The organism is Candidatus Magnetaquicoccus inordinatus (assembly GCF_004217665.1).
Lineage (GTDB): Bacteria > Pseudomonadota > Magnetococcia > Magnetococcales > Magnetaquicoccaceae > Magnetaquicoccus > Magnetaquicoccus inordinatus.
In genome coordinates, this window is sequence record NZ_RXIU01000112.1 from 1 (window position 1) to 11,962 (window position 11,962).

An 11,962-nucleotide genomic window follows, 5' to 3' on the forward strand; every position below is an offset into this window, starting at 1 on the left:
GACCGTACTTATTTATCGGATCTTCTTGTTTCGCCGTTAATTTCTAACTTTCTATAAAAAACCTACACCTGTAAGGGGTGCCCATGGGCCAGGAGGGGAGATCACGCATATCCAGATAGAGGGGAACCGGCCATTTTGCCGCCTCCGGATTGCCCTTTTCCCGCTCTTGTTGCACCTCCCGAACAAACATCCGACAGAGAAAGGTTTTGCCCATGCCTGAGTCGCCCAACAGTGCGCAAAAGGGACGGTCGCTCTCCTGCAACCATTGCACTAAAAATTGTCGGGCATCGGTGATGCTGCCTGCCTGCTCTTGTTCGCTCTCCTTGAGTGCGGAGGTAACATAATCGATAGGCAGATAGAGATGTTGCCGATCGCTGTTGTTCAGAGCATGTTGGAGCAGCTTGTCACGGTTTAGCCAAGTCTCCAGAAGGTGGGGAAAATCTTGCACCGTGCGTTGCTGGCTTTGCCGTCTCTCCCAGCGTGGGGCCTGTTCGACAATCAACAGATCATTGGACCGTGGCGCAGGCAAAATTTCTTCCGGTTTACTCCTCTCTTCCAGAGGAATATGCAGGCGCAAAGGATGTTCATGGCTTTCCGTTGGATGGGTTACAATAACGGTCGCCCAGTCGGTTTGAAAATATGCCTGGATATGGGTTTTGCTCTCTTCCAGGGTAAAACGGTTGTAGAGGCTTTGCATGACTCCGGCATAGAGTCGGTTGGCGGTGAGCAGATAACCACCACCCTGTTTGAGCGTGGGAAAATCTTTGAGCGGCAGCAACCATTTGCGCCAGGGATCTCCGGCCAGAACCGCATGCCCCTGGCCATAGAGATGTTCGTGGGCTGGCCAATGGTGGCTTAAATAGTCAAAGTGAACACTCTGCTCTACCCCCTCCACGACCATCGGTTTTCCAGATATTTGATATTTAGATAATAATTCAAGAATCTTTTCACCTTCATCTGCTGCGCGTTTTTGTAGATCTTGAAATCTGTGATGAGAAATTTTTGTCCAGAGCGCCAAGGGTTTGAAATCATCACTGACTTGGTTGACCCAATCGTTCAGATCATCCAGGATGATTTTGCATCGGTTGGCATGCAGCTTGGTTTTGATCAATGAGGCATCATTCGCCTTAATATCTTCGTTGACCTCGACATAGACCGATGGGGAGCGCAACAGATCGCCATAGCGCTGCATCAGCTTGTCCAACAGTGGAGAAAGCAGCATCGCCTGGTTAAAATTGAGTGTAAAAATTGTATGCTCAAAGTTTCTTATGTTTTGATACCGCGCAAGATCCTGCAAATAGCGCAGGCTTTCCAACTGCACCACAGCAAACAAAAATTCGCATAACAGAGCAGCGGAGGGTGCAGAGGTTTGTTCCTCCGCCGCTGTTTTTGGTAATTGTTCAATAATCTTTGGAAATGATTCCCCGTAGGGGCCTATGCCCAACAATTCAAAACCAACCAGTGCTGGTTCACCAGGGTGTACCGGCAGCAACGCGACAATCGGATCCAGTTTGCAGCCCAGATTGCATAATAGCGGCTGCAAATGTTGCAGACTCTTCCACAACTCCGGGGCGCTCCATTCGGCAAAGGAGTGAATGGCCTCGGCAAAACGGACATGGGGTAAAGTGGTGCTGAAGGCTGCTTGGGCAATATACTCTTCCGGGCGCGTGTCGGGAAAGCTTCTGCGGGCTTTTGCTGCCACCTGGGCGACGATCTCAGGATCGACAGGCAGAGAGTGTCCGGGGGTGGAAGGTTTCTTTTCTGCTGCCATCGCGAGTACTCCTGAAGATTGGGTAGTACAATGAGGTTGGGATAGAGCGCTTGCCTGGTTAACCTTGAGGTGGTTGGTGGCTTTTCAGGCAGTTGGAATGATGCAAAAAAGCAACTATGGTGTTTTTGGAGGGGTGTTTCGCTCCAAATCTGCAAAATTGCTGATTCGTACCGTTCCATTAGGAAAGTGGGCAATGATCTCCAGTTCGCCACCCATCGCCGCAATATGGTTGCGCAAGGTGGATAAATACATGTCTGTGCGTCTCTCCAGTTTGGCTATCGAAGGTTGTTGGACCTGCAGCTTCTCCGCCAGCTCTCTTTGTGAAAGCCCACGTGCCTGTCGCAACTCATGCAAGGGCATCTCTGCCAATAACTCCTGTGCCAAACGTTCCGCCTGTTCTTGTGCTGCAGCCGACATGCCCGAGCGCAGTTCAGAATATCTTTTGGCCATCTGTTTTTCTCTTATGCCATGGGAGTGTTGTCTGTAGAGCTGCCTGTCATGATAACTGAGCAGGAAATATTCCGTCAATGGAATAAACTGTGTGGGGCGGGGCAAGCGCATTGGCATCTTTCCGCACTGTTGCCACTACCTGAAAAGGTGCAGGTCGGGCCTCCGCCCTCCCAAAGAGTGCCCCTGCGGGGCACAGATTGTCGCGGCGTGCGCGAATGCTTCGCATTCGCTTTTGTGAAACGCCGCTGCATGCAGGACTCCGTCCTGCACCTGCCAGGAGGGGATAATCCCCTCCTGGACCTCCATAATAATTTTTGTTCTTATGTGCTTGCCGTCCTTGCGCAGTGGGCAGCTTGTTGGATGGGGTTGTTTTTTTGGGGGCAAACCACCAGAAGGGCAGATTACCCTCCTGGTGGTTGGTGCGCGATATTGTTTAGGGGTTATTTATTGACATTGACCACCACTCGGCCGCGCACGCTTCCTTCCAGCAGTGCTTTGGCGACTGGGATGGCTTCGCTGAGGCTGATTTCTCGGCTCATCCCTTGCAATCTTTCGACATCCAGGTCGCGTGCCAAGCGGCGCCAGGCCTCTTCGCGGAGTTGGGTAGGGGCTTGCACGCTATCAATCCCTGCCAGTGTGACTCCGCGCAGGATAAAGGGGGCGACTGTTGCTGGCCAATTCATGCCGCCTGCCAAGCCACAGGCGGTTACCACTCCTGCATAGCGGGTGGTGGCGCAGACATTTGCCAATACCGGGCCGCCTACCACATCCACTGCCCCTGCCCAGCGCTCTTTGCCTAATGGTTTGCCGGGTGCTGCCAGCAGGGCGCGATCCATGATCTCTACTGCTCCCAGTTCCAGCAGATAGTCACGCAAGGCCGGGCGACCGCTGGCTGCTACCACGCGATAGCCTAAATGGGCCAGGATCATCACCGCGATTCCGCCCACTCCGCCACCTGCACCTGTGACTATTATCTCGCCTTGTTCTGGGGTGACTCCAAACTTTTCCAGGGCCAAAATTGACAGCATTGCTGTATAGCCTGCTGTGCCGATGGCCATTGCCTGCCAGGGGCTAAACTCTTTTGGCAGCGGCAACAGCCAATCGGCTTGCACTTGGGCGCGTTGGGCCAGACCTCCCCAATGGTGTTCGCCGACTCCAAAGCCGTTGAGTAAGACCTGATCCCCCTCTTGGTAGCGTGGGTCTTTGCTGGCGAGCACGGTGCCGGAAAAATCGATACCGGGAACCAGTGGAAAGCGGCGGACTACGGGACCAAAGCCGGTAATGGCCAAGGCATCCTTATAATTGATCGTTGAATAGGCTATTTCGAGCAATACTTCCCCTTCGGGCAGATTTTCTTCTTCCATCTCCTGGAGTTGTGCTCGGTAGCCTTGTGCATCCTTTTGAATCAGTATGCCTTTGAACATGTGGATTTTTTCTCCAATATCCTTACGGGGGAGGTGATTTTTTTTCTTGTTACTATTACGGAGGTCCAGGAGGGGATTATCCCCTCCTGGCAGGTGCAGGACGGAGTCCTGCATGCAGCGGCGTTTCACCAGAAGCGAATGCGTAGCATTCGCGCACGCCGCGACAATCTGTGCCCCGAAGGGGCACTCTTTGGGAGGGCGGAGCCCGACTTGCACATTGCCATTTCGAGCCACGTTGCGAGAGGTTCGCAGATGTGGGTGGAAAGAGCGTCAGGTATTTCAGTTTTTCTGAAGCTTTATGGAGCCTCCCGCAGAAGAGCTTGGAGGCTCCCGCCTCCAATCCTCCGGTATAAAGAGCGTCAGGTATTTCAGTTTTTCTGAAGCTTTATGGTGCCTCCCGCAGAAGACCTTGGAGGCTCCCGCCTCCAATCCTCCGGTTTAGAGCGGCGCTGCGCCAAGGCAAAAAGCGCCTTGGCTTGTTGTAAAAGCGCCGCAAAAGCAAAAGCAAAAAATAAAAGCAAAAGCAAAAAATAAAAGCAAAAAGCCTAAAACCTTGGAGACTTCGTCTCCAAACCTCTACCAGGAGGAGATAATCTCCTCCTGGACCTCCATAAAACTGATCTCAGCACTCAACGTCCCGTGCCATCCGTATCCTCTTTCATCGCCGAAGCCAAACCAATCAACGTGCGATAATCCTCGCGAAAACTCTCCCGATCGATCGGATGAGCATATTGACAAGAAAATTGCCGACAATACCCCTGATCCGTAACAAAATCGAGTATCAAACGATACAGATTAAAATGGGTAAACCGCTCATAACGCTCCGCTTTACCCTCACGAATCACCAAAAGACGATTCAACATTAAATGCTCAGGATCATTCGGAAAATATCCCAAACGCCCATAATCCCCTTTCCCCCCAGGCAACGGCGGTAAATGGTCACTCACCACAACGATCAACGCGCTGGGATCCAACTCCATCAAACGCCGTAAATAGTGCGCCAAAGCCTTGGTACGGTAATAATGCTGGTTCAGTATCTTTTCCACCGCCTCCGGTACCTCCGGTACCCGAAACATCGCCGGTCCAGCCCGTGAACCCAACTCAAAGGTAAAATGACCATAGACAGTAAGCAAATAATTGAAAAATGGTTTTTTTTCCTGCAATCTTTTCTCTACATAAGCCAGATTTTGCTCCATCAAATCGCCGTCAAAGAAAAATTCATCTCCATCAGCCTTCTCCTCCCCACGCACCAAATAGGTCTCCGCCTCTGGAGTGTACTCTTTCGCAAAATAGATGGCATCAAAATCCAAACCACGATAAGCAGCAGGTGTATTAAAAAATTCTGGTTTGTAAGCGTTGGAAGCACTGCTGCTGTAGCCAAATTGCCGCAAAATCGAAGGCAAACAATAGGTTTTTGCCCCGGTGAACAGGTTGAACTCAATAGAGTCAAACTCCTGAAATGCCGGTACACCACACAATACCTCAAATTCCGGCTGCGCCGTATAACCACCAAAAATCGGCGAAAGTGAAAATCCCATATAAGGCGCAAATTGACTCTGAAAATCAGGATGCGCCGGTGTCAAACGCAACTCCTTGCTCACCCGCGTAAACAACGCCGGATCCAAAAAACTCTCCATGATAATCAAATGCACATTCTTGCCATTGCCCTGCAACGCATGCTGCGGAGTCAAGCGCATGGAAAGCTTTTCCACATTGCGATAACTACCCAACTGTTGCAACGTCTCCAAACGTTTGGCCTCATGATACAAAGAGGTGATCAAACGACCATTCAGGCTGACATGCACCTGGGCCGAATAGTAGATCATCTGCTTGGATTGTTTAATGAAGGCTTCGATAAAGGCATGCGGGGCAGTGAAAGGGGCAATAAAAACTGGCAAAAGCGGCAACAACCAAAACAGTCTGGGCAACGAAAGCTGCAAATGCAACAACAGCAAGAAAACAGGCAACAACAACAAAAACCCCAGTAACAGCGCAAACGGTGCATCGATCACCGCCAGCAATTCAGGTACTTGATTGAAATCCCACCACTTGGGAATGCGCGAAAAACGCAATAAATAAAAGTCGTGTACCATATAAAGCATCGCCAGCGGCAAGGCTGTAACCAGCGGCTGCCAGAAGCTGGGACGAGTCAGACGATTCAAACAAAAATAGAGATACAGCAACAAAGGCAGCTCCATGCGAAAAATGCCTGTATTGCCTTCGATCACCGGAGAGGCCACAATATAAAGCAGCGTGGCGGCCACAAAGAGCGTATAACGGTTAAAAAATAAAAGAGAAAGAAGTGCGCTCATTATAAGTCCGTTTCATCCACAGGCTGAAGGTGGCAACAATCATTGAGTATGACGGCTAATCGCTTGCCGAATGGCCTCGATGGGCACTCCCTTGCGCAAAGTGGCTCTACCAATATCCTGCACAACCACAAAACGCAAACTGCCATCCTGGACCTTTTTATCCCGCGCCATCGCTTCCAGATAGGCTTCGACCGGAAAGGCCGGTGCCTGAATGGGCAGACCATAGCTTTGCAAAAGTGCACAAGTGCGTTGCAAGCTCTCAGCAGGAGCAAGCTCCAGCAACACCGACAGTTCGGCAGCCATCACCATCCCGATAGCAACCGCTTCACCGTGCAACAGTTGGGTATAGCCGGTCAAGGTCTCAATGGCATGGCCAAAAGTATGGCCCAAATTGAGCAAAGCACGCTGCCCCTGTTCCCCTTCCCGCTCATCCTGGCCAACAATCGCTGCCTTGATGGCACAACTGCGCTGGATGATCAAACGAATCGCCGCTGGTTGCAACCGGAGAATCTCCCGCTGCCGCCCCTCCAGCTCCGCAAAAAAAGAAGCATCCCAAAGCAGCCCATATTTGATCACCTCGGCTAGTCCGGCACGCAGTTGACGCTCCGGCAGTGTGGCCAGAGTATCACTGTCAATCAGTACCGTTTTCGGCTGATAAAAGGCACCTATCAGATTTTTACCCAACGCATGATTGATGCCGGTTTTGCCACCCACCGAAGAGTCTACCTGTGCCAGCAGCGTGGTGGGCAGTTGTACATAAGACACCCCACGTAAAAAACTGGCCGCTGCATAGCCAGTCATATCGCCAACCACTCCCCCACCCAGCGCCAATAAAGCCGAAGAACGCTCATAACGGTGGGTAATCAGGGCATCAAAAATGGTCTGCAAATGCTGCCAATCCTTGTACATCTCTCCGTCCGGCAGAATGATCGGCAAACTTTGGAAACCAGCCTCTTGCAGAGAGTTTTGTACACTTTGCAGATAAAGTGGCGCTACCGTGCTGTTGCTGACAATGGCTATTTGGCCTCCTGGCAACAGCCTGCGTAAGCGCTCACCAGTCTCTGCCAACAGCCCAGAGCCGATAACTATATCATAGGAACGACTGCCCAATGCGACGGTCAATAGATCTTCGGGCTCCTTCATGGGAGATTTCCTGTGGCCATGTCTGATTCGTCCTGTTGGTTGCAAGGGATCGTTGGGTGCATTCCAATGCCGTTGGAGTGTTCGAGAGTTGAGCAGATTGTAGCGTTGCACAAGAGGAGTTCAAGTGTTCTTTGCGCAGAGAGGGTGATTTTTTCTGCAACTATTCAGGCTTAGACGAGAAAACAGTTTTGCGGAGGTTCGGGAGAGAATCATCCCCTCCTGAACCTCCTGCATACTGATAAATAGTACTACTCCTTTTTCTGTACCTGCGTCGTCCGTAAATACAACTCCCGCAACTGCAACGCATCCACATACGAAGGAGCCTGAGTCAACAAACATCCCGCCTTCTGCGTCTTCGGAAAGGCAATCACATCCCGTATCGACTCTACCCCTAACAAAATCGCTACCAAACGATCCAACCCAAATGCCAAACCTCCATGCGGCGGCGCCCCATAATCCAAAGCACGCAACAAAAAGCCAAACTTCTCCTCCGCCTCCTCCGCCGCAATGCCTAACAACCCCAACATCCTCGCCTGCAACTGCGGATCATGAATACGAATCGATCCCCCACCAATCTCCGTACCATTCAATACCAAATCATAGGCCTGCGAACGTACCTCATCGAGAAAACGCTCCTCCATCCCAGGCCGCTCCAACTCACCACGATCCTCAACCATCGGCGCCGTAAAAGGATGGTGAACCGCAACATGCCGCCGCGACTCATTATCCCAATCCAATAACGGAAACTCCGTCACCCAAACAAATGAAAAGGGATTGCCCTGCAACAATTGCAAATCCTTGCCCAACTTTACCCGCAACCGCCCCAACGATTCGTTGACTATCGAAGCCCGGTCCGCACCAAAAAAGAGTATATCACCCACCTCCGCCGCCGTGGCTGAACGAATCGCCTCCTTCTCCGCATCCGTGAAAAATTTGACTATCGGCGATTGCCAGCCATCCTCCTGCCACGGCCCATTCAACTTGATCCAGGCCAAACCCTTGGCCCCATAGATCTTCACAAACTCCGTATACTCATCAATCTGTTTGCGGGTGAGCTGCGCCCCTCCAGGCAGACGCAAAGCCTTGACCATGCCACGCTCACCACGACTCCCCTCCTGCTTGACCGCCTGCGCAAATACCGAAAAGGCAGTGTGCCGCATCGCCTCAGTCAAATCTACCAACTGCAACGGATTACGCAAATCAGGCGCATCCAAACCATAACGAGCCATCGCCTCTTTATAGGTCAAACGCGGAATCGGTAACGGCAAAGCACTGCCTACCGCCTCCTGGAAAATGGCCGCCATCACCGACTCGGCCAACGCCATCACATCCTCCGCCTCCACAAACGACATCTCTAAATCAATCTGCGTAAACTCCGGCTGCCGATCCGCACGCAAATCCTCATCGCGAAAACAACGGGCAATCTGAAAATAACGGTCATACCCGGCAATCATCAACAACTGCTTGAACAACTGCGGCGATTGCGGCAAGGCATAAAATTGCCCCGGATTGACCCGCGACGGCACCAAATAATCCCGTGCCCCCTCCGGGGTCGAACGGGTCAACATCGGCGTCTCAATCTCCAAAAAACCAGCCTCATCCAAGGTGCGCCGTGTGGTCTGCATCACCCGATGGCGAAATTGCAGATTGCGCTGCATCTCCAAACGACGCAAATCCAAAAAGCGATATTGCAAACGGGTTGCCTCACCTACCCCCTCCTCGTCCAGTTGAAACGGCAACTGCTGCGCCGTGTTCAACAACTGCAAATGGTCCACCAATATCTCAATTTTTCCGGTGGCCAGCTTGGGATTTTCGGTTTCGGCAGGACGCAATACCACCTCACCACGCACCAGCAACACATATTCATTGCGCAAGCCATGAGCTTGCCGATGCACCTCTGGTTGCCGTTCGGGATTAAACACCACCTGCACCAAACCACTGCGATCTCGCAAATCAATAAAAATTACCCCGCCATGATCGCGGCGGCTGTTGACCCAACCAAACAATGTCACCTGTTGGCCGAGCAGATGTTCACGGATTTCATTACAATAGCCACTGCGTTTCATGGTTGCGTTCCTTGTGCGGCATCCTCTGAGGGGGTTGCTGCCACGGAGCTCTCCGCAGCACTCTCTGCAACCTCTTCCACCTCTTCTTGCTCCTCCCCCTCTTCCTCTTCATCGAAGGGCAACTGCTGGCTGGCACGCTGCAGCGCCTCATTGACCAGTTGGCTCATGTAGAGCTGCTCCTCCTCACGGAAGCGGTCACTAAACTGCAACGCCTGCTTGTAAGCGGCCACCGCCTCCTCCCACAGGCCATCAAAATGCAGCAGCATACCCTGCAGATAGTGGTTGAAGGGATTTTCCGCATCCCCAGCCAAAGCACTTTCCACCCAGGTATCGGCACTGGCCAGGTCGCTCTGGTCGATATAGAAAGCTGCCAACTTTTGCGCCACCTGCCACGGTTTTACACCACGGGGATTATCATACTCCTGGAGCAAAAACTGCTCGCCCTCGGCAGCCCGTCCAGCATCCACCAACCATTCGGCATAACGGGCAATCCAATAATCAAACAGCAAAAAGGGATCCTCACGCTCGCCATCAAGCACCTGACGCAACAGTTGCAACGCCTCATCAACCCGACCATGTTCATGATAAACCGAAGCCATTTCGGTCAAAGCCACAGGCGCCGCCTGACTGAGGGGAATTTTTGCCAAACGCGCCAAAGGCAACTCATGCACCAAACGGGCAATCGCCATGGCACGAATCTCCGGCGTCGGCGAGCCCAATTTCCACTCCGGACTCTCTTCGCTCTCCAGGTGACAGAGCTTATATTTTTTGCCAGAACCGCAGGGACAGGGATCGTTGCGGCCAATCTTGGGAGCAGCCACACTGCGCCGAGGCCGCGACTGAAAGCCTAATTCGGGTTGCGGCATCATATCCAAAAGACGATCGGCAAAATAGAGATACCAATCCTGAAACGGCAGTTGACGCAAACCAAAGGCTGTCTCCTCGACACCGGCCAACCAGGAGGCAAGCATCTCCCGTTGGGGGTTCAAAACGGCGCGTACCAACGCTTCCGCATAGACATTCGGATTATTGAGATCTTTCGCTTCACCCACGCTGGCGACTCCTCTGTTCCAGGGCACTCCCCCTGGCTTGAAATGGCTGGAAATAGAGTTACAAAAATAGACAGGACCCAACATTCTATGCCCATAGCGTACTTAATGCCAGTCAGAAAACGCATTGCAACATAAATCCTCCCGCAATGGGGGAAGAAGTGTATATAATCGCTGCTTGCCCCGGTGTTGTTGCCTGCCGCGCCAGGGGCAGAGAGAAGCTTTTTGCATGTTTCTATTGGAGGTTAGCGCATGAGTGTCCGCACACGTTTTGCCCCGTCACCCACGGGATTTTTGCATATTGGGGGTGCACGCACGGCCTTGTTTTGTCAACTGCACACCCGGCGACTGGGCGGCACCTTTATTTTACGCATTGAGGATACCGATCGGGAGCGTTCGACCCAGGAGGCGGTAGATGCCATTATCCAGGGTTTGCATTGGCTGGGTTTGGATCCGGATGAGGGCCCTTATTTTCAATCAGACAACACCGCTCTCTATTTGGCGGCGGCAGAGCGTCTGCTTGCCGAGGGTAAAGCCTATCGTTGTTATTGCAGTCGGGAGAGCATTGATGCGTTGCGTGAGAGTCAGCGTGAGCAGCAGATCAAGCCGCGTTATGATGGGCGCTGTCGCACGCGCACTGATTTTCCCGCCGAGCAGCCTTTTGTCATCCGTTTCCAGACCCCCAGCAGTGGGGTAGCCGCCTGGGAGGATCATATTCAGGGAAGCATCCGTTTTCCCAATGAGGAGTTGGATGATCTGATATTGGTTCGTTCTGATGGTTCACCAACCTATAATTTAGCGGTGGTGGTGGATGATCATAACATGGGCATTAATCTGGTGATTCGCGGCGAGGATCATATCAGCAACACGCCACGGCAGATTCATCTTTTTCAGGCGCTGGGTTGGCCGGTACCAGAATATGCGCACATGCCCTTGTTGCATGGCAGTGATGGCAGCAAGCTTTCCAAGCGACATGGAGCGGTTTCGGTGTTGCAGTATCGTGAAGATGGTTTTTTACCGGATGCTTTGAACAACTATCTGTTGCGTTTGGGCTGGTCGCATGGGGAGCAGGAGTTGTTTACGCGCCAGGAGATGCAGGAGTTGTTTAATATCCGCGAGGTAGGGCGTTCGGCCGCCATTTTTAATTTGGACAAGTTATTATGGATCAACGGTCATCATATTCGCACCGCCACCGCCGAGCAGTTATTGCCTGATTATCGGTACCAATTGGACAAGCGTGGCATACGTGGGCAGGATACGGCCTATTTGCTACAGGTGATCACAGAATTTCAGTCGCGTGCCAAGACCATGGTGGAGATGGTAGACAAATCGCTCTTTTTGTTTGTGGACACGTTAGGGCCCTATGAAGAAAAAGCCTTGAAGAAGCATCTGCTCTCTGCGCTTCCGCAATCGTTAATGGCTTTGCATCAGGCATTGGCCGGGCTGGAAACCTGGCAAGCGCAAGAGATTGATCATTGTTTTCGGCAGGTTGTGGCGGATTTGCAGATGGAGATGGGGCAATTGGCGCAACCGGTACGGGTTGCCTTGACGGGGACGGCGTCGTCGCCTGGGATTCATGAGACCTTATATTTGTTAGGCCGGAGCAAGTCGTTACAGCGTTTACAGGATGCGATTGACTTCTTGCAAAACAAACCGAAATAACAAAGAAAAAACTATTATGGAGGTCCAGGAGGAGATTATCTCCTCCTGGCAGGTGCAGGACGGAGTCCTGCATGCAGCGGCGTTT

Annotated in this window: 8 protein-coding genes; 1 reads left to right on the forward strand and 7 read right to left on the reverse strand. The window is 52.1% G+C overall.

Features of this window, described 5'->3' with window-relative positions:
* Positions 1–43: 43 nt before the first annotated feature.
* The 7 genes from EJP87_RS09460 to EJP87_RS09490 all read right to left on the reverse strand — a co-directional run bounded on the left by EJP87_RS09460 (position 44) and on the right by EJP87_RS09490 (position 10,218).
* Positions 44–1,771, reverse strand: coding sequence for a hypothetical protein (locus EJP87_RS09460; RefSeq protein WP_130471623.1), 1,728 nt, complete (start codon positions 1,769–1,771; stop codon positions 44–46).
* Positions 1,772–1,885: 114 nt separating this feature from the next.
* Entirely contained in the window at positions 1,886–2,221 is a 336-nt protein-coding gene (locus tag EJP87_RS09465) for an XRE family transcriptional regulator (RefSeq protein WP_130471630.1), read from the reverse strand.
* A gap of 440 nt (positions 2,222–2,661) precedes the next feature.
* Positions 2,662–3,645 (reverse strand): acrylyl-CoA reductase (NADPH), encoded by a 984-nt coding sequence (gene acuI / locus EJP87_RS09470; RefSeq protein ID WP_130471624.1) that lies wholly within the window; start codon positions 3,643–3,645, stop codon positions 2,662–2,664.
* Between the two features lie 629 nt (positions 3,646–4,274).
* On the reverse strand, positions 4,275–5,957 hold the full coding sequence (locus tag EJP87_RS09475; protein ID WP_130471625.1) for a sulfatase-like hydrolase/transferase: 1,683 nt from the start codon (positions 5,955–5,957) through the stop codon (positions 4,275–4,277).
* Positions 5,958–5,996: 39 nt separating this feature from the next.
* Positions 5,997–7,100, reverse strand: coding sequence for a 3-dehydroquinate synthase (gene aroB, locus EJP87_RS09480; protein ID WP_130471626.1), 1,104 nt, complete (start codon positions 7,098–7,100; stop codon positions 5,997–5,999).
* Between the two features lie 248 nt (positions 7,101–7,348).
* Positions 7,349–9,166 (reverse strand): aspartate--tRNA ligase, encoded by a 1,818-nt coding sequence (gene aspS, locus EJP87_RS09485; protein WP_130471627.1) that lies wholly within the window; start codon positions 9,164–9,166, stop codon positions 7,349–7,351.
* Positions 9,163–10,218 carry an SEC-C metal-binding domain-containing protein gene (locus tag EJP87_RS09490; protein WP_130471628.1) on the reverse strand — a complete coding sequence of 352 codons (1,056 nt, stop codon included), beginning with the start codon at positions 10,216–10,218 and terminating at the stop codon, positions 9,163–9,165. Before EJP87_RS09490 ends, aspS begins: the two co-directional genes overlap by 4 nt.
* 249 nt (positions 10,219–10,467) lie before the next feature.
* Between EJP87_RS09490 and gltX the strand changes: the two genes are divergently transcribed.
* Positions 10,468–11,877 (forward strand): glutamate--tRNA ligase, encoded by a 1,410-nt coding sequence (gene gltX, locus EJP87_RS09495; protein WP_130471629.1) that lies wholly within the window; start codon positions 10,468–10,470, stop codon positions 11,875–11,877.
* Positions 11,878–11,962: the final 85 nt, after the last annotated feature.

Coding starts and splice junctions, on each gene's coding strand:
- EJP87_RS09475 (WP_130471625.1), bottom strand. CDS start 5,957: ATGAGCGCACTTCTTTCTCTTTTATTTTTTAACCGTTATACGCTCTTT.
- EJP87_RS09460 (WP_130471623.1), bottom strand. CDS start 1,771: ATGGCAGCAGAAAAGAAACCTTCCACCCCCGGACACTCTCTGCCTGTC.
- aroB (WP_130471626.1), bottom strand. CDS start 7,100: ATGAAGGAGCCCGAAGATCTATTGACCGTCGCATTGGGCAGTCGTTCC.
- acuI (WP_130471624.1), bottom strand. CDS start 3,645: ATGTTCAAAGGCATACTGATTCAAAAGGATGCACAAGGCTACCGAGCA.
- aspS (WP_130471627.1), bottom strand. CDS start 9,166: ATGAAACGCAGTGGCTATTGTAATGAAATCCGTGAACATCTGCTCGGC.
- EJP87_RS09465 (WP_130471630.1), bottom strand. CDS start 2,221: ATGGCCAAAAGATATTCTGAACTGCGCTCGGGCATGTCGGCTGCAGCA.
- gltX (WP_130471629.1), top strand. CDS start 10,468: ATGAGTGTCCGCACACGTTTTGCCCCGTCACCCACGGGATTTTTGCAT.